We start from the raw sequence: 22850 nt of genomic DNA, 5'->3' as shown, positions 1-22850 counted from the left end.
ACTGTTTGAAGGCGAAGCCTGAGTTTCGAAGCCACAGGCAAATAAGTCCATAAAATAGCAATCGTTGACGGTTTTGCGAACCCTTTTCCTGACAGTATGCTTTAAGGACGTATACATATGACTTTATACGATTTTTGTCACCTGACTTTCCCCTGGGTATTCAAAATATGGCTCCGTTGCGAAGTCTACGGCCGGGAAAACATTCCTGCAGAAGGCCCCGTGGTCATTGCCAGTAACCATCTGAGCCTGCTTGACCCGCCAGTATTAGGTGCGGCAGCCACACGGAAAGTGCATTTTATGGCAAAATCCGAACTCTTCAAACCTGCCTGGTTCGGCGCTCTCATCCGTAAACTGGGAGCTTTCCCCGTAAAACGGGGAGAGATGGACCGGGAAGCCATAAAAACCGGACTCGCGATTTTAAAAGAAAACAAAGTACTGGCTGTATTCCCCGAAGGTACCCGCAGTAAAACGGGGGAACTAGGCCGGGCCGGCGGCGGCGCCTTCATGATGGGCGTCAAACGGAAAGCCAAGATTGTGCCGGCCTATATATATGGTACCGATTTAAGCAGGCATCCGGGTTGGCCCAAGGTACGGGTCATCTTCGGAAAACCCATAGAATATGATCCCGACATGGGGACCGGACGGGAAAGCCTGGACGCCCTGGGCGCCCGCTGGCGGGAAGAAGTCCTGGTTCTGCGAAAGGCGGTGGCAACGGAAAATGAAAATCATCCTGGCTGATCCCTGTGGCTTCTGCTACGGTGTGAAACGGGCTGTGGAAATCGCAGAGGGAGCTGTAAACAGTCTGCCTGCCGCAACCCTGGGTCCTCTGATCCACAATCCGCAGTTCACAGACGAACTGGCGGCCAAAGGCGTGGGATGCAAAGACTCATTGGACCAGTTTTCGGAAGGGGAAACGGTTATTTTCCGTTCCCATGGGGTGGGTCCGGACATTTATGAGCAGGCAATTGAAAAAAAATTGAAAATTTTAGATGCCACCTGTCCTAATGTAAAAACGAGCCAACGCAAGGCACAGCAAGCATTTGAGGATGGTTACCTGCCCATTATCGTCGGAGAAAAAAATCATCCGGAAGTAAAAAGCATATTGGCATTTGCCGGAAAAAATGGTATTATTATAGAATCTAAAGAAGATATTGGCGAAGTGCCCCCTGTTTCCAAATATTGCGTCATCATCCAGACCACGTTTGAACTGGCGAAATTTGAGGAAATACTGCAGGCGCTGCAGGCTGCAAGGCCCGGTGAATACCGGGTGGAGCGGACAATCTGTCTGGCGACCAAAGAGCGGCAGAATGCTGCGGCTAAGCTGGCTGCTGAGGTAGATGCCTTTATCGTGATAGGCGGCAGGAACAGTGCCAACACCAGGCACCTGACCGAGCTGGTAAGCGCCATCTGCCCCCGGTGCTATCAGATTGAAACCGCTGCGGAACTTTCTCCGGAAATGTTCCAGGGGTGCAGAAAAATAGGTATCTCGGCCGGAGCATCCACTCCGGAACGTATAATTAAGGAGGCTGTCAAAGCGATGGAAAACATGGAAATCAACAAAGTAGAGGGTAACGAATTCGAGGCGATGCTTGATGCCAGCATGGAAGATTACGGCGTGCATCCGGGCAAACTCGTTACCGGCAAAGTAATTCAGGTAGATAAAGAAGGCGTTTATATTTCTTTTGGCTATAGACGTGAGGGCTTGATTGCCTGGGCTGACTGGGCAATGGACGCAAACCCGGAAGAACTGATGGGTACGGTTAACGTTGGCGATGAAGTGGAGGCAGTTGTTGTACCGGGTTCCACTACTGAAGAGTTTATCCGCCTGTCCAAGATCCGTGCGGAAAAAGAAGCTGCATGGAAGACGGTACAGGAATTGCCGGAAGGCGAAAAGCGCCCGGCAACCGTTAAAGTATTGCGCGTGATCAAAGCTCGCGGCCGCGACAAGGACTCCGACAAACCGAAACAGGTTGTAGGTCTGGCTGTAGCAGTCGAAGGCGTAGAAGGCTTTATGCCTGCTTCCCACGTAGAACTGCGTCATATTGACGACTTTACCCCGTACGTAGGTAAAGAAATGGAAGCTGAGATTATCGAAGTCAATGCGGAGAAAAAACGTATTGTTGTTTCCCGCCGCGACCTGCTGAAAGCGGAAAAGGCGCAGAAGCATCAGGAATGGCTGGAAAACCGTGAAGCCCGTATCGCGGCTGCCAAAGAAGCCCGTGCTGCCAGAGAAGCTGCTGCGTATGAAGAAATCGTAGAAGGCGAGACCTACGAAGGCAAAGTTGTAAAGGTTGCTGAATTTGGTCTGTTCGTAGAAGTACTGGAAGGTCTGGTAGGCCTGGTTCACAATACGGAACTGTCCTACGACCGCAGCGTAAAAGCGGGTGATGTTGCCAAGGAAGGCGATATGGTAAAAGTATTTGTCAAGAAAGTTGACAAAGAAAACCATCGCGTTTCCCTGTCCATCAAAGCAACCCAGGAGGATCCGTGGATTGCTGCTGCTGCCGGCTTTGCGGTAGGTGATGAAGTGGAAGGCACCGTAGAACGCTTCCTGCCCTTTGGCGCACTGGTTCGTCTGAATGATAAAGTAGAAGGCATGATTCACGTTTCCGAACTGGCAGATACCCGTGTGGAAAAACCGGAAGACGTGCTGAAGATTGGCCAGGTGGTTAAACCGATGATCATTAAGATTGATCAGGCCAAACGGAAAATCGGACTGTCCCTGACCCGCGCTAAGAAAGATGAAGAAAAAGCAGAAATGAAAGCTTTTATGGATGGCAATACGGAAGAAAACTTCTCCAATAATGCTATGGCGGAACAGCTGGAAGGTCTGAACAAATAAACCTGAATCGCAGAGGACGGAGTTTTTCCGTCCTCTTTTTGGTTTTTAGTGACAAATTGTTTAAAACGGTGTCTGCAGCATAGCTTTAAACAATTTGTACTGCAGGGCGGATGTGTAAAAGCAGGTTATCACACCGCCGGATTGTAATAGTTTGGTTTTATCAGGGGATTGGTATGATACGGGAACAACGAAAATTAGATCATATCCGGTACGCGCTGGAATTAGGAGACGGAGAGCGCAAGACAGGTCTGGAAGATATCCGTTTTCTGCACAACTGCCTGACGCCGGTGGAACCGGACAGGGTGGATATACGCACCCGGATCGGCAACCTTAAACTGCCGGTTCCGGTGATGATTGATGCCATTACCGGCGGTGCGGACCGTGTAAAGGAAATCAACCGAAAACTGGCTGCAGTGGCAGGGCGTGCCGGTGTTGCCCTGGCGGTAGGGTCCCAGTACGGTTCTGTCAGAGAAGGGCAGCATGCAGATACCTTTGCGGTGATTCGTGAAGAGAATCCCGATGGCATCTTCTTTGCCAATGTCAGCGCTCTTGCTACGCCGGAAGAGGCAAGAGCTGCCGTGGATATGATTCGGGCAGACGCCCTGGAGATCCATCTGAATGTGACCCAGGAACTGATTATGCCGGAGGGAGACAAACAGTTTTCCCTGATCCGGGATAACCTGTCCCGTCTGCAGGATTGTACGAATGTTCCGATCATTATGAAAGAGACAGGCTGCGGCATGGCGGCGGAGCAGATACAGGAACTGCAGGCTATGGGCTTTTCCTGTTTTAACGTTGCCGGCCTTGGCGGCACCAGCTTTGCAGCCATTGAGGCTGCCCGGGGCCGGAACACACGCTATGAAAAGTTTACAAGCTGGGGGATTCCTACGGCCTGGAGCCTCATTGACGCGGCTCATGTGGCGAAACCATGGGACACGGTAATTGCGTCTGGGGGTATCCGTAACGGCTGGCAGGCGGCTCTGGCGATTGCGCTTGGCGCAGACGCTGTGGCCATGAGTGGAAACGTGCTGACAATGCTTATGCAGAACGGGGAAGAGGCTGCCGTTGCGTATCTGCAGGATGTAATCGCTGATTTAAAAGACATCATGGTGCTGACAGGCTGCCGGACTGTGCAGGAATTGCAGCGGGCACACCTGGTATATACGGGGGAAACAATGGATTTTATCCGGAGCAGGGGCTATGCGCCTTTAGATAGGAGAATACGGTGAAAAGAAGCCTCCGTTATGAAACAATTCCGAAACGATGAAATCTGATTGATGAATGATTCGAAACTCGCTGATGCATGCAAATGCAAAAGATAAGCTGGTGTGTTTTTTCTGGCAGAAGTCAGCTTTTTTTAGTATAATAAAAAGATAAGGATAGTACGAATCAGATGATATGAGTTAAGGAAACGCTGATTGATTCGTTATCGTACAAACTCATTGAATCAGCGTCTCCTTAAATGCCTCACCCCAATATTACCCGGAGGACGATGCAACGTGAGTGTAGATACCCTTTTAAAAAGGCCGCAGGAGAACCCGGTACCCCGGCTGACCATTGCCAAAGTACAGGAAATGCTGCAGGCTATGAGCCCGTTATATGAGATTGTGCGCCTGGTGAACCCCGGCGAATGCTTTGAACTTTCCGTCACCAAAAACGGAAAACTGAATTACGGGAAAAACTGCTTCTCCGTATGGGGACGCAGCAGCCGCTGCAAGAACTGTATCAGCTTCAACGCCTGTGTTTCCCATAAAAAATTCACCAAAACCGAAATTCTGGACGGGCAGGAGTATGTGATCAATGCCATGCCGGTGGAGGTGGAGATGGAAACCGGGGAGTTGATGAACTGTACTATTGAGATGGTGACACTGAAACCGTCGGAAATAGGGGAAAGTGTATCTGCCCGGGATGAGAGCCGGGAGAGAAGCAATTACACTACGGCTCTGTACAACCTGCGTCATGATCTGCTGACCCGCATTTATAATATGAAAGGTTTCAGCGAAAGCCTGCGGGAGCGGCTGAGCAGTGAGCCGGATGCGGACTTCGACCTGATCCAGATCAAAATCCGCGGCTTCGACCTGATCACCCAGCTCTTTGGCGCCAATCGGTGCGATCAGCTGCTCATTGGCCTGGCTCAGTATCTGGCCACGCTCCAAAAACCCTATGGCGCGTTGTACGGTCGCATCGGCCGGGATAATTTTGCGCTCTGTGTTCCTCATGGTGTCTTTGCGGACATCCCGCTGGAGAACGAACTGAAGATGCTGGCCGGGAGTCTCATGGGCCGGTCCTATCACGTACATTACCAGGTGGGCATTTACGAAAAGCTGGACAGAGGCTATTCCCTGGGTCAGATGCTGGACCGTACCACCATGGCCATCCAGTCCATCCGTACACAGGACGTGTATGCGGAACAGTGGTTTGAACAGAGCCTGCTGGAAACAGCTGTAAAGGAACGGCAGATCCTGAACGATTTTGACGATGCCCTGAAGAACGGGGAGTTGCGGCTGTTCCTGCAGCCCCAGATCGGTCTGGACGGAAAGATGCATCGGGCGGAGGCGCTGTCCCGCTGGTTCCACAAGGATCGGGGATTAATCATGCCAGGTGATTTTATCCCGATTCTGGAACGCTCGGATAACATTTACCGGATGGACCATTACATCTGGGAACAGGCAGTGAAACAGCTGGCCATCTGGGAAAAGTCCGGCCATGGGGATGTAAGCATTTCTGTGAACGTGTCTCCCAAGGATCTGTATTACGGTGATGTGGCAGACATCTTTATCCAACTGGCGGAAAAGTACAAGATCAATCCCGCCCGGCTCCATCTGGAGATTACGGAGTCAACCATCATCGAAAACTTTGATGCCTGCAATCTCATCATTGAGAAGTTGCGGGCCCGGGGGTTCCTGGTAGGGCTGGACGATTTCGGCAGCGGCTATTCGTCCCTGAACATGCTGCAGAATATCCAGGCTGACGTACTGAAGCTGGACATGGGCTTCCTCCGGAAACTGGATCACTGGGAACGGGGCAAGCAGATCATCAAACTGGTCATCGACCTGGCCAAGACCCTGGACATGGCCGTGGTGGCAGAAGGCGTGGAAACTGCCGAACAGGTGCAATACCTACGGGAACTGCAGTGTGATTACCTGCAAGGTTTCTATTTTTCGAAACCCATTGCGGTGGAAGAGTTTGAGAAAAAGTATTTTGCGTGAGCGCAGGGAAGTTTAAAATTGTATTTGCTGTGCATCCCGAAAGCCGGTTGCGCTGAAACCGTGAGGGTGAAAGGCAGCAAACAGAAAGGACGAAACAGATTGGAAAAGAAGAGCACGTGGGAAAACTATACACCGTCCCAGATTAAGGCCTGTCATGAATTCTGCAACGGATATCTGGATTTCCTGAGCAACGGCAAGACGGAACGGGAATGTGTGGAGCTTATCCTGGCGGAAATGCAGGAGGCCGGCTATAAAGACCTGGATGAACTGATCGCCAAAGGAAAGAAGCTGAAGACCGGGGACAAGGTGTACCGCATCAACATGAAAAAAGGCATTGCTATGTTCAATATCGGCAAAGAGCCCATTGAGAACGGCATGAATATTTTAGGGGCCCACATTGATTCCCCCCGCATGGATGTGAAGCAGAACCCGTTGTACGAAGACGGCGGCTTTGCCCTGCTGGATACCCATTATTACGGCGGTATCAAAAAATACCAGTGGGTGGCGATCCCCCTGGCGATCCACGGTGTCATCGTGAAAAAGGACGGCACGGTGGTGAAAGTTGCCGTGGGCGAAAAACCGGAAGACCCGGTGTTCTTCGTGTCCGACCTGCTGATCCATCTGGCCCAGGAACAGATGAACAAGAAGGCGACGACGGTGGTGGAAGGGGAAGCCCTGGATGTGATCGTGGGCAACCAGCCCATCAAAGTGGGCCGCAATGTGAAGGACGAAGACAAAAAGTCCGCAGGCAAGGAAGCCGTGAAGAAAGGCGTGCTGGCAATTTTGAAGAAGCAGTTTGGCGTGGCAGAGGAAGATTTCCTCTCCGCAGAGCTGGAAGTGGTCCCCGCAGGCCGCGCACGGGAAGCCGGTTTCGACCGGAGCATGGTGCTGTCCTACGGGCAGGACGACCGGGTCTGCGCTTACGGTTCCTACAAGGCCATGCTGGATGTGAAGGACGTGAGCCGTACCGCCTGCTGCATTTTAGTGGACAAGGAAGAAATCGGCAGCGTTGGCGCCACCGGTATGCAGAGTATGTTCTTTGAGAATACCGTGGCGGAGCTGCTGGAACTGCTGAGCAAGGGAACGGATCTGGCGTTGCGCCGCACCCTGGCCAACAGCACGATGCTCTCCAGCGATGTGAGCAGCGCGTTCGATCCGCTGTATGCATCGGCTTTCGACAAGAAGAACGTAGCCTACTTTGGCAAGGGCCTGGTGCTGAACAAGTTCACCGGCGCTCGGGGCAAATCCGGTTCCAACGATGCCAATGCGGAATACATCGCCCACATCCGCAGCATCTTTGCCAAAGAAAAGATTAACTTCCAGATGTCAGAACTGGGCAAGGTGGATTTGGGAGGCGGCGGCACCATTGCCTACATCATGGCGCTGTACGGGATGAACGTCATCGACAGCGGGGTGCCGGTGCTGAGCATGCACGCCCCCTGGGAAGCCACCAGCAAGGCTGACATATACGAGGCAAGACGGGGCTACGAAGCTTTCCTGAAACTTGCGAAGAGAGTGTGAAGTGGTCGAATTTGATGAACCGTCGCTGTGTGTGCAGCTGTGGGATGCTGCCCCAGGACAGAAATAAATTGTAAATGGAAGTTGTGAGTAATCCCTTTTCAATATTAATGGAGAATGTGACAATATGGCACAAGGAAAACGTTTTTATAAAAAGAATACCAATTCACCAGCAGGGCAGGGAACGCCAGAACAGAATGTAGCAAAGGCTGCCGGCGGAGACAGAGTAAATACAAATTACGAAAACAAACCCAATGCCGGTCAGGGCGGAAGACCCGGCAAACCGGGCCCGGGAACTGTCAACAAACCAGGCGGCAAACCGCCCCGCAAGTTCCGGAAGAACAACTGGGACGGCAATAAAGACCGGAATACGGTTGGTAAGGGAGCTAACCGTGAAGGTTACGCAGAACGCGGCGGCAAACGGCCGGAAGGCAAAGGGGAGGGTCCGGCGAACCGCAATGGTAACAGACCGGGGGGCAATCGTCCGTACAGACCGCGCTTTGAAAACCGGAAACCGCAGATGGCAGGCAAACTGCTGGTAGCGTTTTATTCCTGGTCCGGCGTAACGGAAAAGGCGGCTCAGAAGATCGCGTCTGTGGCAAAAGGCAATACCTACCGCATCCTGCCGGTGAAAGCCTATCCGTCCATGTACGGACTTTGCGTGGCCAAGGCCGGTATGGAAAAGGCCTCCGGGGCACGTCCGGAAATCAAAGGCTCGCTGCCGGATTGCAGTCGCTATGAGAAGATTGCCATCGGGTTCCCCATCTGGTGGTTCAGCTGTCCTAACATCATTCACTCGTTCCTGGAGAAGGTGAACCTGGAAGGGAAGAAGGTGTATCCGTTCTGCACCAGCAAGACCAGCGGACCCAAGAGCAGTGCGGACGCCATCCGCAATACCGTTCCCAAGGCGGACGTGAAAGATTGTCTGGATGCGAACAAGCTGGCTGAAATGAGTGACGAAGAGATTAAAAAGTGGCTGGAGATGTAAAAAGCTTACAAGGATAAGAATGAAAAGAACGAAACAACAATTGTTATTCAAGCGCAAACTGACATTTTTAACAGTTACGGTTTTCCTGGGGCTTTGCGGCTCTGTCGTACCTGGTACGGCAGAAGCTGCAAAGCTTATTGTTTCCGGTGGCGGGCGCAGCGTGTTTGATGTGAATTTTGTGAAGGTTACAGATCAAAACAAGGAAGCGGCCGGTGTACTGTTTGTTGATTATCTGGACGACGAAAGCAAGACCGTGATTCCCTATAACCATCCAGCGCAAACACAGAAAGGCGTTATAAATGGGGTGCAGTATTGGGCGGATATGCTGGGTTCCGATACAAAGAACCCTGTGCCGGCACAGATTTTCGTCAGAGGGAAGGCCCAACAAGGCAACGCATATGCGGCTTCGGTTGCTTTTAAGCAGGGAGAACCCGTCTCGGCCCACTATTGGATGCAATCGCTGCAGCAAGGGAAAGAACTGAACCGGATCGATGATTTTACAAAACTGAAGATGATATCTTCGGGCCAAGAAAAATTCATAATTTATGACGGGAAAAAACTGAATGATGAAGCCTACGGTATAATCAGCATAGGACAGTTTATGGGTGCGGACCGCAAGGGATGTGCAGATGGATGGTGGTCTCAGAAGGGAAATATCCTGCCGGATAATGAACAGGCGGCAGACTTGGCGGCTACCGTACGACATGAAATGGCCCATGCGCTTGGCTTCAATGTGATAACAGCATCCGTTGAGGATAAGAGAGGGAAAGAAATGGAAGACGCGGACGGTGTTCCCATCATGCAATTTCCCTCAGACATAACACAAGACAATGCTTGGATCTACCATCTGCGGGACCAGAACCTGAATCCGGCGACAAAAGGGAAGATGATTATTACTTCCCGTGAGTTTTCCAGAAGGAAAACAAAAGACCCATCATTACGGGAAGCTGATTTCTTTATTTTAGATAATAAGAGCACAACACAGCCCCGCTCTGGAAAAGCATACTTTGTTGGTGACGAAGTGACCAACGTATTGAAGGGCAAACAGTTTGACGGCGTGGACGGCCTGCCTGTCACCGGCTGGGAAACAAGTGGTCTGGACCTGTCCCATCTGGAAACCGGCGGGTTGATGAGTCATGCTGATTACCGGAACTACACTGTTTTTACAGAAGTGGAACTGGCGGCCATGCAGGATATAGGCTATCAGTTTGACCGTAAGGCCTATTATGGAAGATCGGTTTATAATGACGGACTGACCCTTATCAATACCCAGGGCTATTCAGCCCGGAATGCGGCGGGTACTGTCTATATTGCCGGAAAATACAGTGAAGTACCCTATGGCATAGGGCTTCATGTGTTCGGTTCCCGGAATACCATCACCCAGGCGGCGGATATCCTGACAAAAGGCGATGGCGCTGCAGGCATACGCATTGACGGTACGGAAAACACCGTTACCCTTGCCCGGGGGAATGCGGTCCATGCAGACGGCGCCAACGGGATCGGCGTACTGATCAGCTATGGCCGGAACCAAACGTTAAACCAGGAAGGGACGGTTACGGCGGACGGAACCGGCGGCAATGGAGTACAGTTTGATTTTGGCAGTAATATGCTGGGAGCGGGTTCAGAATACAGGGGGTCGTATATCCGCTTTTCCCGTAACGTGGATGCAGAAGACGGAGGTATAACAAGTTCCGTCAATAACCAGATCGATGAGACCGTTCCGGAACTGAATGGACCGCTGGTTACGGAATATAACCTGTCCGGATCCCTGTCCGGCGCGAAGAATGCGATTTATATCGGACGGAATGCCTTTGTCAGGTCGATTAATGTGAAGGAAGGGGCTTCCATCAGCGGGAACATAACTTCTGACTGGAAGCATTTCAAAACTGACGGCAGCTATGATGAAGTTCCGTGGGATAAAGTCGGTCAGGCACTGTGCCTCCAATATAATGGAAAAAACTATTCATATGACGTCTATATTCCCGACCTGGTGACGAACCTGAATTTTAATGCGAACATAACATATAACGGCAACATCTCCAGCCCGAACAATATGAAACTGAACGTAATGGGCGGAACGCTGACCTACGGAGGCAAGGCCGATGTGGTTGGGGTGCAGGTTGCCAAAGGCGCCAGCCTGTTTGGCGGCATCTATACGGTTCACGATATGACCGAATCTGTGGTGGACGATTTTGCCATGGAGATGGACAGTACGGATACGGGTTACCTGGTCAGTCACGGTACCATCGGCGCGCTCGACGATGCATCGTCTATGCATATTACCGGGAAACTGCTTTCCGACGGCATGCTGCAGGGCGTGGCCGGAGGAAAGGCCGGGACGATTCGTGTGAGTGATGAGGCAGAAATTGATGGTTCCCAGGTCATTGCGAAAAATCTGCTGCCGGATGAAACATTTGCGGTATTGCAGGCCGGTTCTGTCAGCGGTTCCGTAAAGAATACGGAAAACGCGCCGTATAAGTTCGGCATGCTGGATGAAATCGGTTCTGTGGAAGGGAACCAGGCGGTAGTGACCGGTAAAGCGGCCAACAACCTGGGCGCTGTAGATGCGGTGCAGAATGAAACGTACGGCGCCATGATGTCCATGTACAACAACCTGACTGCAAATGGAGATATGCGCCGTAATGAAATGCGTTCCCTGTTCACACTGACGCCTGCGGAGACAAAGAAAGCGCTGTCTTCGATTGCGTCCAACGCGTCGGCTAACAGTATGGCGTTGGCCCAGCGGAGCGTGATGACCCGTCACCTTTTGTCTTCCCGGCTTAACGAAGCCTTCCTGCCAAAACCGGTAAAGGTAAAACTGCCGGAAGCCAGTTTGGATGGAGGTAACGGCAGTGCTCTGGATGTTTCCCTGAAACTGCTGGAACCGGCGGAAAATGATATCTGGCTGAAGTTTGGCAAGAACTGGGGCGATTTGAAAGACGACGCCGATTACCACAGTTCCACTACATTACTGGGATGGGACAAAGCCGTTGCTCCCAATTGGAGGGCCGGGGTATATGCCGGTTACAGTAAAACTGCCTTTACGGACAGTACCGCAGGCAACGAACTGAAAGACACTCGCATTGGTCTGTACGCCGGTTACAACAAAGCCGGAAGGGAAGGCCTGGTGTTCCTGAATTATGGCTGGATGCGCAACAAACTGCACAGGGGTGTTATGGGCATGACTGCCAGCGCCGATTATCACAGCCGCATTCTGGAGCTGGGCGGCGAGTATCTGTACGACCTGCAGGCGCAGAAAGACGTTCCCTGGCATGTGCGGCCGTATGTGAACGTACAACTGTCCCGGCTGTGGCAGAACGGGTACAGCGAAACAGGGGCCGACGTATTTAATCAGGTCGTGGACAGCAAGCACAATGATTATTTTGGCGCAGGGGCAGGGGTAGAGTTCAAACGATATCTGTCCGGAGGGAATTACGCCATCCGGGTTGGTATCCGTCATGCCTTTGCCGGTGCGGAACCGAGACTGCGGTACAGTTACATGGGCAATCAGGCGAACAGCTATGATATGCGTAACGTACAGGACAAGACACACTTTGTTTTATCCATCGACGGGGAGACGGAACTTGCCAAAGGCTGGAGCCTCGGCGGCGACGCCGGCTTAACCCGCGGCAGTCACGACAAAGACTGGTTCTGTTCGCTAACGATAAAACGCATGTGGTAAAACGATATAAACTAAAAGTAAGAGGTATCGGATTTTGTCCGATGCCTCTTTTTTGCAAAACGATATGGTCAAAAATATCCATGTAATCAGGGGTATGCCATTAAAAAAACAAAAACCAGGAATACAATGATATTGAAAAGAAATCCAAAGATTCTGCTTCAGTGAATTACTGTTTTAACAGCAACATTATAAAGAATGGAGGTAAACAACGATGTTACGAAAATCCATACTGAAACGATTCATGATAGCTTCCATAATAACCGCGTGTCTGAGTACTACTTATTTTGCCGCAGAAGCCGCTCCGCCTAAGAAAGGCTATTATCCGAATCCTTCGCAACAGCAAAGTCAGCAGAACAGAAGACCGGCGGCGCAACAGACGAGACACAGCTCTCCACGCCAGACCATGCAGCAGCCAAGACATACATCTCCGAGGCCGGCGGTACAACATCAGAGACATACATCTCAGCGTCAGACAGTGCAGCAGCCAAGACACAACTCCCCGCGTCCAACGATGCAGCAGGCGAGAAACGGTAATCCGCGGCCGATGGTGAAGCAAATAAGACAGGGCTCTCTGCGTCCGACGGTACAACAGCAGAGAACCAGTTCTCCGCGCCCGGCAGTACAGCAACACAGAACCGGTTCTCCACGTCCGGTGGTACAGCAGCAGAGAAATACAACTCCGCGCCCGGTGGTACAGCAGCAGAGACAGAGATCTTCGAGTTCAACAAGGCAACAGACGAGACATACTTCTACGCAGCAAACGACGCAGCAGAATAAGCGTTGGAAACCAAAATATATAAAAACGAGTCATGAGAAGCCGCGTTTAAAAGTACAAGAACCGAAGCATAGTGTTGCGAAACCGATTACTCATGAGCCGAAGCACAGCGTTGCAAAGCCGGTTATACATGAACAGAAACGTTCCGTTGCAAAGCCCGTTAAACACGAACCCAAACACAGTGTTGCAAAGCCGGTTGAACATAAGGCAAAACGCGTTGAACACAGGAAACCGGGCCCAAGAAAAGATCTGCATCGCCCGCCTGTGAAAAGAACCTATAAAAATATGCATGTATGGCGCCGCGCCCCCAAACCTCCAAAAGATTACTGGTGGCATCATCGGCCCGCCCACAGGCCGGGGCGTTACAGAGGATATTATCACGGCGTTTACTATACGGACGTATTGTCTGTGTTGTTAGCAGCAGAAATTATTCATTCTTCGTACGATACCCATTATACAACCGTAATCAATCAGGCAGACGTCTCTGACTACGTCTTTATTCCTAAAGAAGCCATTAAATATAAAGGACATCACTATCTTGTATTCTCCGATATCGGCAAATCCATGGAAGACGCGCAGCAATTCTGCGAATCCATGGGCGGGCATCTGGCGACAGTCGGTGATGACGACAAGAATGAGCGTTTGTTCCGGCTGATCAACGACAGCGGGTATGATAACGAATCCTTTGAAAAAGAAGGCTATGACCGCTTCATACCCAATGAGCCTGTTACCTATGAAAAAGCGGTTTCGGATAATAATTCAGACGAAGAATTGTATTACGGACTGTATTACTGGAACTACAAGAACCTTAAAGAAGACGGTTCCATCGCCAGTACGGGCGGCAATGCCTTTGTCTGCGAATGGGATAGATGATTAACTAAACATAATAGATTGGTGTATCGTCAAGAATTGGAGACAGTAAGTAGACCCTCTGCACGTTCTGCAGAGGGTCCTTTTATACCAAAACAAAACCGACATCCGTTTTATCGGGTGCCGGTTTCTTATGTGAAGAGTGTACCTTTAAATTACATCGATGAAACTATTTGCTTTCTGCCACTTTCGTAAATGCAACTTTCGCTGCCGCTGCCGTCTTCGCGAAATCTTCGTCGCTGTGGGCCAGGGAGATGAAATTGGTCTCAAACTGGGAAGGCGGCAGGTAGATGCCCTGTTCCAGCATGCTGTGGAAGTAGATGCGGAAGGCGTCCAGATCGCAGGCGGTGGCGTCCTCGTAGTTGGTGACATCCTTCTCGGAGAAGAACACGGTGAACATGGAACCCAGGCGGGGAACCTGCACCGGAACGCCGGCTGCATCGGCGGCTGCTTTCAGCGCGTCTGTCAGTTCCGCATTCCGTTTTGTCAGCGTGGCGCAGACATCATTTTCTTTCATGTATGTGAGAGCCGCGATACCGGCTGCCATGGCCAGCGGGTTGCCGGAAAGCGTGCCGGCCTGGTACATGGGGCCTACGGGGGAGACCCAGTTCATGATTTCCCGTTTGCCGCCGTACGCCGCCACCGGCAGACCGCCGCCGATGACTTTGCCCAGGCAGGTGATGTCCGGTTCGATGTGATATAAGGACTGGCTGCCGCCTCGGGCGGAGCGGAAGCCGGACATGACTTCGTCGATGATCAGCAGGCTGCCGTATTTTTTTGTTAATTCGCGGATGGCCTGTAAGTAACCGTCTTTCGGCAGCACCAGCCCCATGTTGCCGGGGGTGGGTTCCATGATGACGGCGGCAATCTCTTTGCCTTTTTCCGCAAACACGTTTTCCAGCGCGGGCAGATCGTTAAAAGGAACGGAGAGGGTGGTCTCCGCCGTGCCTTTGGTCACGCCGGGGCTGTCGGGCACGCCGAAGGTGGTGGCGCCGGAGCCGGCATGTACTAACAGGGCATCGCTGTGGCCGTGATAGCAGCCGATGAATTTCACGATGCAGTCCCGTCCTGTGTAAGCCCGGGCCAGACGGATGGCGGACATGGTAGCTTCCGTACCGGAGTTGACCATGCGCACCATATCCATGGAGGGCACCAGTTCACAGACCAGTTTGGCCAATGCTACTTCCGCGCCGGTAGGAGCGCCGAAGCTGGTTCCTTTGGCAGCCGCTTCCTGCACGGCTTCCGTAACGACCGGGTGGGCGTGGCCTAACAGCAGCGGGCCGTAGGACAAAACATAATCAATATAGTTGTTACCGTCCAGGTCATACAGTTTGCTGCCTTCACCTCTGGTAATGAAAGGAGGATTGCCACCAACGCTGCGGAAGGAACGCACCGGGCTGTTGACGCCGCCGGGGATGTACAGTTTGGCTTCCGCAAAGACAGAAGAAGATTTGGATAAGGTATTCATTCGCATTCACCTGTTTTTCCTAAACTCATATAACATTGGCCGGAGCATTCGCAACCGGCCAAATTCATTTTTACTGTTTTTCGTTACTGTTCTTTCAGCCACTTTGCCACATCTAAGGCGTGGTAGGTGATGATCATCTTTGCGCCGGCCCGTTTGAAGCTGAGCATGGTTTCCATGACGATGCGCTTTTCATCAATCCAGCCTTTTTCAGCCGCCGCTTTCACCATGGCATATTCGCCGCTGACGTTATATACGCAGAGAGGACGGTTAAAGGTTTCGTGGGCTCTTCTGGTTACGTCCTGATAAGCCAGGGCGGGTTTTACCATGACGATGTCTGCGCCTTCTTCAATATCCAGCGCAATTTCCCGCATGGCTTCGTCGCTGTTGCCCGGGTCCATCTGATACCCCTTGCGGTCGCCTTTGCCGGGAGCGGAATCCGCCGCGGCACGGAAGGGGCCGTAATAGGCGGAAGCAAATTTGGCGCTGTAGGCCATGATGGCTGTGTTGGTGTAGCCCGCGTCGTCTAACGCTTTGCGCATGGTGGCCACGTAACCGTCCATCATGTTGGAGGGGGCGATGATATCCGCACCGCACCGGGCCTGGCTGACAGCCAGCTTGGCCAGGTTGGGCAGGGTCTTGTCATTGTCCACGGAGGCGCAGTCCGGGGTCAGAATGCCGCAGTGACCGTGGGTGGTGTATTCGCAGAAGCAGGCGTCGGTGATGACCACCATCTCCGGATATTTCGCCTTGATGGCTTTGCTGGCCCGCTGTACGGGTTCGTTGTCGTCCCAGGCGCTGCTTCCTTCTTCATCTTTGTAAGAGGGGAGGCCGAACAGCAGCACGGCGGGGATGCCCAGCTCTACTGCTTCGTCTACGGCTTCCATCACCCGGTCCACAGACCACTGGTAATTGTTTTTCAGAGTTTCAATTTCGTCCTTGACATTTTCGCCCGGTACCACAAACAGGGGGAAAATCAAATCTTTTACACTGAGGCTTGTCTCCCGGATCAGGCTGCGCAGGTTCTCGGTAGCGCGCAGGCGGCGGGGACGATAAATGGGAAATCCGGTCATGATGTAAACACTTCCTTTGGTTAAAATTTGATTATACTCAATATGCGGTTTTGCTTTTTGTAAATGTTTTTATCTGGGGCAAAACCCTATTTCATTTTACTGAATAAAAGGTATTCAGCGCTTCCACCAGGCCGTCGATGGTGTAGGTGTCGGCGCATACGGTGGGCTTCAGTCCGTTCTTTTCCATGGTTTTGGCGGTGATGGGACCGATGGCGGCCAGAGTCACACCCTTCAGCAGTTCTTTCTCGCTGTCCAGTGCTTTCAGCAGGTTGGTCACAGTGGAGGAACTGGTGAAGGTGATGCAGTCCACGGCTTTATTCTTTAATGCGTCCAGCAGCTCTTCCTTGTTTTCGCAGTCGCTGACGGTCTGATATACGGCAACCACATCCACATCGGCGCCGGCTGCTTGTAAGGAGTCCGGCAGTACGTTGCGGGCTTCTTTGGCCCGGGCCAGCAGTACTTTGCTGCCTTTGTGCAACTGTGGCAGCAGGGTGTCAATCAGGTCTTCCGCTTTGTAGGAGGCGGGGATTAAATCGGCTGTCAGTCCATACGCGGTCAGCATGTCTGCCGTGGCAGTACCGATGGCCGCGATTTTATTATGGGCAAAGGCGCGGGCGTCCTTGCCGTTCTGCAGCAGACGGTCGAAGAACAGGTCTACGCCGTTGGCGCTGGTGAAGATGACCCAGTCGTAGGAAGCCAGGTTTTTCTGTGCCGCATCCAGCGGTGCGAAGTCGTCCGGATCTGTAATCTTGATGGCAGGCACTTCCATCACCTTGGCGCCTTCCATTTCCAGTTTTTCCGTCAGTGCGGAAGCCTGGGCCCGTGCGCGCGTTACGACAAAGGTTTTTCCGAAGAGAGGCTTGGTTTCGAACCAGCTGAGGGAGTCCCGCAGTTTTACTACTTCGCCTACGATGAAGATGGCAGGCGGTTTCATGCCGGTGCGTACCACATCATCATACGCGTTGTCCAGTGTGGTAATGAGGGTACGCTGTTCCGGGTGGGTGCCCCAGCGGATCAGGGCGGCAGGGGTATCGGCCGGGCGGCCGTTTTCGATTAATTTCGCCGCAATATTCTTCAGGTTTTCCACACCCATGAGGAAGACCAGTGTATCGACGCCGGTGGCCAGGCCTTTCCAGTTGATGCCGGATTTTTCCCGGGACGGGTCTTCGTGGCCGGTGATTACGGCGAAGCTGGCGGCTACCTTCCGGTGGGTGACGGGGATACCGGCGTACTCCGGTACGGAGATGGCGCTGGTGATGCCGGGCACAAACTCAAAGGGGAGGTTGTTTTCTTTCAACAGCAGGGCTTCTTCGCCGCCCCGGCCGAAGACGAACGAGTCTCCGCCTTTCAGACGGGCTACGGTTTTGCCTTCCGCAGCCAGTTTAACTAACAGTTTGGAAATGTCTTCCTGCTTCATCACATGGTTGCTGGACGCTTTGCCTACATAGATGCGTTCTGCTTCCGGATTGACCCAGCTTAAGATGCGGGGATCCGCCAGACGGTCATACACCACCACGTCGCAGGCGGCCAGGCAGTCGCGGCCTTTTAAGGTCAGCAGGCCCGGGTCGCCGGGGCCCGCGCCGATGAGATACACTTTACCTTTTTGTTCCATAGAAATATCCTTTCTTACTTTTCATCTGCTTCAGTCAGAAAAAGACATCGTAAACACGTCAACGATTGTTATTCCATGGATTCATTCGCCTGTGGCTTCGAAACTCGGGGCTTCGCCCCTCAGACATTCTCGCCACGGACGGCTCATTTCATCTCATGGAATGACACAATCGTTTCCTACAGTTTGCTCATGTCTTTTCCTGACTGAAGGCTGATAGAAACTGACTAATAACCACTACAGTATTTCATCCAAAATCGCTTTGCCGCCGTTGTCCAGCATACGCTTGCCCAGCGTCTGCCCTAAGGTAACAGCGTCTGCCGCGTCGCCGTCGATTTCGTCCCGGAGCAGGGTGGAGCCGTCCAGGGAGGCGATGATGGCGGTAACATGCATCCTGTCGTTTTCCATAACATCCGCATGGACGCCGATGGGTACCTGGCAGCCGCCTTCCACCAATCCCAAAAAGGCACGTTCTGCGTCGGTACAGCTCTTGGTGGCGGGATGGTTCAGAAACTCCAGCATAGCCCGGACTTCGGTATTGTCCGTGCGGCACTCGATGGCTAACGCGCCCTGTCCTACCGCGGGAATGCAGAAATCGCAGGGCAGGGTCTCTTTGATCCGGTCCCCGTAACCCAGACGGGTGAGGCCTGCTGCAGCCAAAATTACAGCATCGTACTGGCCTTCGTCCAGCTTGTGCAGGCGGGTGTCCACATTGCCCCGCAGGTCCCGGATATCCAGATCGGGCCGTTTTGCCAGGAGCTGTGCCTTTCGCCGCAGGCTGGAAGTACCCAGCACCGCGCCCGCAGGCATCTCCGCGAAGGCGTTGTACTTGTTGCTGACAAAAGCATCGCCCACAACAGCACGCTCCGTAATGGCGGTCAGGCAGAGACCGTCCGGCAGCTTTGTGGGCATATCCTTCAGGCTGTGGACGGCCAGGTCTACTTCACCGTCCAGCAGCGCGGTTTCAATTTCTTTGGTAAACAATCCCTTGCCGCCGATCTTGGACAGGGGAACGTCCAGGATCTTGTCGCCTTTGGTGACAATCTTCTGCAGGCGGACTTCGCAGTCGGGATACTCTTTCTCCAGACAGCTTTTGATGTAATTGCTCTGCCAGAGGGCCAGCAGGCTTTTCCTAGTTCCAATAGTTATAGTTTTTTTCATCGTCAGGATTATCCTCGTCTTTGTCATCTAACATAAAAAAGCGGCTGATATCCGTTTTCACGTGTTCTTCTTCTTCCGTGCCGGCGGCCATGTTGATGTTGATCATGGGGTCCCGGAGAAACTTGTACATGAGCCGTTCGCTCATCACTTCAATTTTATGCTGCTGTTCTTCCGTCAGTTCCGGCATCTTGCGCAGGGTCTTGGCCAGGATGCGTTCACGCAGGAAATCAAACTTGTCGTGGAGGCGTACCATGACGGGCCGCATGGAAAGATACCGCAGCCGTTCCTTCAGGGCCTCGATATCTTCTTCAATCAGGAACTTCGCCGCTTCCGCGTCCTGGTTCCGCAGCTCTTTGTTGGTATCCACCACGTTCTTCAGGTCGTCGATGTTGTACAGGACCACTCGATCCAGGTCCGTGACTTCCGGATCCACGTCACGGGGTACGGCGATATCGATCAGAACCAGTGGATTAGGCTTCACGCGTTCTTCCAGGGCCAGGGCCAGCTGGTCGTGGTGGATGATGTAGTGGGTGGCTCCGGTGGAGGTGATGACGATGTCCGCGTTCACAACGTGGTCGATAAAGTCATCGAAACGGATGACGGAACCGTTGAATTTGTCTGCCAGTTCCTTTGCGTGATCGTAGCTGCGGTTGGTGACAAAAATGGAAGGGGCGCCTTTGTCCATCAGATGCCGGGCGGTGAGTTCGCTCATCTTGCCGGCCCCGATAACCAGGATATCCGCGTCGCTCAGGTCGCCCACCACTTCGATGGCCAGGTCTACGGCGGCGGAAGAAACACTGACGCTCCGGTACGCAATCTGGGTCCGGGTGCGGATCTTCTTGCCTGAGGAGATGGCCTGGTTAAAGATTGTATTGAACATGAAAGAAGTGGTGCCTGAAATGCGGGCCAGATGATAGGCGTCCTTTACCTGGCTCAGGATCTGTCCTTCGCCTACGATGAGGGAGTCCAGACTGCTGGCTACCAGAAACAGGTGACGGACGCAGTGGACACCGGTGAGAGTGTAAAAGTACTCTTTGTCAAAGGCTTTGCCGGCAATGCGTTTCACCGCATTGTGCAGCGCTTCCATGCCATCTTCCGGTTCCTGGGCAACCAGATACAGCTCCGTGCGGTTGCAGGTAGAAAGCAGGACTGCTTCCGAAAAGTCGTCGGACTCTTTCAGCAGCCGCAGCACGTGTTTGATCCGGCTGCGGGAAAAGTTGAATTTTTCCCGGACTTCCACAGGGGCGGTCTTATGGTTCAGCCCCAATACGATTAACTGCATGTATGATGATCTCCTTTGTCTGCTGCAAACGGCCTGCCTTGACCTGTTGCAGCAGCTGATTTGTGAGAGTGTTTCTCCAGAATTCCTGTCTGGCCTGTGGGTTGGGCAGACGCTGTTTTACGGTTTCCCGTTGCTCGTCCAGAAATGCGGCAAAGGCGGCCATGTCGTCGCCGTACTGCTGTTGCAGATCTTCCAGCAGCAGGTGGGTGAGGCGGGGATTGCCTCCTGTTGCCACGGAAAACAGCAGGTTGCCGTTTTCATAGGTACCGGCTACGGAAAAATTGCCGGCCTCCGGATTGTCCGCAACGTTTACAAGACAGTGATGTTGCGCTGCCTCCCGGACTACGGCTTCGTTGACTGTACGGCTGTCCGTGGCGGCCACTACCAGAAAAGCGTGACTGACATCGCCGGCTTGATAATTGCGCTGACACAGAGTCAAAGCAGGAAACTTTCTTTGTAACGTAATGATAGCAGGAAGAATATCCGGTGCGATTACCGTGACCGCTGCGCCGGCTTTCAAAAGTGACGTTGCCTTGCGCAAAGCCACGTTACCGCCGCCGACGACCACGCACCGCTGGTTTTCCATATTCAGCTGTACCGTATAACGGAACTGATTATAAGCCATACATACCCCGGTCAGATAATAACGCTTCCTCTTTATCATTAAGAAACGAAAAAGAATAAGTGTAAAGACACACCTGCTATATTTTACCACAAAACCGATAATAATGTTACCTTTTTCTGGTTTTCTTTTCTATATCTATAAGAATTTTTTGTGAAATCGGGGACAGGCGAGTCCGCATAGGTACGGAAACCGGTTCCTGTTTTCTGCCTGCGTTCCGAAATTTTGAGAGTATTGAATCAGTGTATCCGGAACACATTGTTTTCTTAACAACGCGGGGCCGGTGTGTTATAATGATAAGGAAATACACATTAAGCAGTTCTGTTTATTCCTCTCACACAAGCTCGTTTAATCCGTATTTCCGATACTATTACTTATTTAGGAAAGGAACTCAGATTATGAACATTATTTTCAAACGTAAGAGCGTGCGCACGTATCTGGATATTGACGTGGATGACGCATCGGTGGAACAGATCATCCGGGCCGGCATGGCGGCTCCTTCCGCCAAGAACCAACGGCCCTGGGAGTTTTATGTGGTGCGAAATAAGGAAACGCTGGCCAAACTGGCAACCTGCACTCCGTATAGCAGACCGGTGGCCAATGCGCCGGTAGCCATCGTGGCATGTTACCGTACCAACGATTTGTTTGCGCCCCTTATGCCCCTCTTGGATATGAGCTGCTGCTGTGAGAACATGCTGATTCAGGCTTCCGCTATGGACCTGGGTTCCGTGTGGCTTTCCTTCGCGCCCCATCCGGAGCGGCAGGAACCGGCCAAAAAGGCTCTGAACCTGCCTGAAAATCTGGAAGTGTTTGCCGTATTGCCGGTGGGATATCCCAAAGGGGTAGGCAAAGTGATTGACCGGTTTGACCCGGCCCGCATCCACTGGGAAAAGTAAGGTTTTCCGGTTTTGCCATAGTTCCGGTTTTGCCATAATTAAAACATATGACAGCGGTACAATGATGACGTGGGAGAATAACAACCTGAACGGTGCTATGGGTGACGTCAGGCATGCAGTGCAGGGTCTTTGACACCGTTGGCAGCGAAGGCTTTGGCCCGGTCAATACAGGTACCGCAGGCGCCACAGGGGGTGTCCGCTCCTTCGTAACAGCTCCAGGTCAGATGATAGGGGGTCTGCAGGCGCAGGCCCTCTGCTATGATATCTGCTTTATGCATATGCACGAAAGGCGCTTCCACGGTAACCTTGTCATACGTACCGATACGGATGGCGTCGGACATGCTCCGGTTGAATTCCGGCGAACAATCCGCATAGGCGTTGCCTGCTGCGTCATCTGCATGGGCGCCGATGTAGATTACACTTTCTTCATTGGGAAACAGGCTCATGGCCAGGCTGGCGCAGACTGACAGCATCAGTCCGTTCCGGAAGGGGACGTAGGTGGAAACGATACCGTCTTTGCGTTCGCTGATCTGTTCTGCATAGCTTTTATGGGAAATCGTTTCTGTGGAATCCGATAACAGAGAGCTGTTGGAGTATTGCAGGATCTGCTTCAGGTTGAATTCATAATGCTTCAGCTTGTAATACGCTGCAATCTTTTGTGCACAGACCAGTTCCTTGTTATGTTTCTGTCCGTAAAAGATGGAAAGGGTCACCACATTTTCCGCACCGTATTTTTCCACCGCCAGGGAAATGCAGGTGGTACTGTCGATGCCGCCGCTGGATAACACGATTGCTTTCATAATGAACCTCCGGTTTATGTGATTGGTTGTTACAGGCTATTATAGACAATAGGAAACC

At 52.3% G+C, this 22850-nt stretch carries 16 protein-coding genes; 9 read left to right on the top strand and 7 right to left on the bottom strand.

Annotation, left to right across the window (positions count from 1 at the left end; genetic code table 11):
* The first annotated feature begins 117 nt into the window (after positions 1-117).
* The 8 genes from QZV31_RS05155 (at position 118) to QZV31_RS05120 (ending at position 13887) form a co-directional block, all read left to right on the top strand.
* Positions 118-738: a lysophospholipid acyltransferase family protein gene (locus QZV31_RS05155; protein WP_295358757.1), complete on the top strand. Its 621-nt coding sequence runs from the start codon at positions 118-120 to the stop codon at positions 736-738.
* A complete protein-coding gene (gene ispH, locus QZV31_RS05150; RefSeq protein ID WP_295358755.1) occupies positions 719-2842 on the top strand; it encodes a 4-hydroxy-3-methylbut-2-enyl diphosphate reductase in 2124 nt (707 codons plus the stop codon). Before QZV31_RS05155 ends, ispH begins: the two co-directional genes overlap by 20 nt.
* 173 nt (positions 2843-3015) lie before the next feature.
* A complete protein-coding gene (fni, locus tag QZV31_RS05145) occupies positions 3016-4071 on the top strand; it encodes a type 2 isopentenyl-diphosphate Delta-isomerase (protein ID WP_295358754.1) in 1056 nt (351 codons plus the stop codon).
* Positions 4072-4341: 270 nt separating this feature from the next.
* Positions 4342-6051 carry a GGDEF domain-containing phosphodiesterase gene (locus tag QZV31_RS05140; protein ID WP_295358752.1) on the top strand — a complete coding sequence of 570 codons (1710 nt, stop codon included), beginning with the start codon at positions 4342-4344 and terminating at the stop codon, positions 6049-6051.
* 99 nt (positions 6052-6150) lie between these two features.
* Complete coding sequence (locus tag QZV31_RS05135) at positions 6151-7572, top strand: aminopeptidase (protein WP_295358750.1); 1422 nt, start codon at positions 6151-6153, stop codon at positions 7570-7572.
* A 124-nt stretch (positions 7573-7696) separates the two neighbouring features.
* Complete coding sequence (locus tag QZV31_RS05130) at positions 7697-8557, top strand: flavodoxin (protein WP_295358748.1); 861 nt, start codon at positions 7697-7699, stop codon at positions 8555-8557.
* Positions 8558-8576: 19 nt separating this feature from the next.
* The gene (locus tag QZV31_RS05125) at positions 8577-12239 is read left to right on the top strand and encodes an autotransporter outer membrane beta-barrel domain-containing protein (RefSeq protein ID WP_295358745.1); all 3663 of its coding nucleotides are present in this window, start codon (positions 8577-8579) and stop codon (positions 12237-12239) included.
* A gap of 1039 nt (positions 12240-13278) precedes the next feature.
* Positions 13279-13887, top strand: a complete 609-nt coding sequence (locus QZV31_RS05120; RefSeq protein WP_295358743.1) for a C-type lectin domain-containing protein — start codon at positions 13279-13281, stop codon at positions 13885-13887.
* A gap of 166 nt (positions 13888-14053) precedes the next feature.
* Here the strand turns inward: QZV31_RS05120 and hemL are convergent, their stop codons facing one another.
* From hemL to QZV31_RS05090, 6 genes are all read right to left on the bottom strand, one after another.
* Entirely contained in the window at positions 14054-15358 is a 1305-nt protein-coding gene (gene hemL, locus QZV31_RS05115) for a glutamate-1-semialdehyde 2,1-aminomutase (protein WP_366508689.1), read from the bottom strand.
* Between the two features lie 77 nt (positions 15359-15435).
* Entirely contained in the window at positions 15436-16422 is a 987-nt protein-coding gene (gene hemB, locus QZV31_RS05110) for a porphobilinogen synthase (RefSeq protein ID WP_295358739.1), read from the bottom strand.
* A gap of 91 nt (positions 16423-16513) precedes the next feature.
* Positions 16514-18034 (bottom strand): uroporphyrinogen-III C-methyltransferase, encoded by a 1521-nt coding sequence (gene cobA / locus QZV31_RS05105; RefSeq protein ID WP_295358737.1) that lies wholly within the window; start codon positions 18032-18034, stop codon positions 16514-16516.
* 234 nt (positions 18035-18268) lie between these two features.
* Positions 18269-19192 (bottom strand): hydroxymethylbilane synthase, encoded by a 924-nt coding sequence (gene hemC, locus QZV31_RS05100; protein WP_295358735.1) that lies wholly within the window; start codon positions 19190-19192, stop codon positions 18269-18271.
* A complete protein-coding gene (hemA, locus tag QZV31_RS05095) occupies positions 19164-20474 on the bottom strand; it encodes a glutamyl-tRNA reductase (protein WP_295358734.1) in 1311 nt (436 codons plus the stop codon). Before hemA ends, hemC begins: the two co-directional genes overlap by 29 nt.
* Positions 20443-21099, bottom strand: coding sequence for a bifunctional precorrin-2 dehydrogenase/sirohydrochlorin ferrochelatase (locus tag QZV31_RS05090; RefSeq protein WP_295358732.1), 657 nt, complete (start codon positions 21097-21099; stop codon positions 20443-20445). Before QZV31_RS05090 ends, hemA begins: the two co-directional genes overlap by 32 nt.
* Before the next feature lie 395 nt (positions 21100-21494).
* On the opposite strand from QZV31_RS05090, the gene QZV31_RS05085 reads away from it, so the two are divergent.
* Positions 21495-21992 carry a nitroreductase family protein gene (locus QZV31_RS05085; protein WP_176760472.1) on the top strand — a complete coding sequence of 166 codons (498 nt, stop codon included), beginning with the start codon at positions 21495-21497 and terminating at the stop codon, positions 21990-21992.
* Between the two features lie 107 nt (positions 21993-22099).
* Here the strand turns inward: QZV31_RS05085 and queC are convergent, their stop codons facing one another.
* Positions 22100-22795, bottom strand: coding sequence for a 7-cyano-7-deazaguanine synthase QueC (queC, locus tag QZV31_RS05080; RefSeq protein WP_295358826.1), 696 nt, complete (start codon positions 22793-22795; stop codon positions 22100-22102).
* Between the last annotated feature and the right edge of the window lie 55 nt (positions 22796-22850).

This window comes from uncultured Succiniclasticum sp. (genome assembly GCF_902793885.1).
GTDB lineage: Bacteria > Bacillota > Negativicutes > Acidaminococcales > Acidaminococcaceae > Succiniclasticum.
This window is presented reverse-complemented; position numbering and strand designations above follow the sequence as displayed.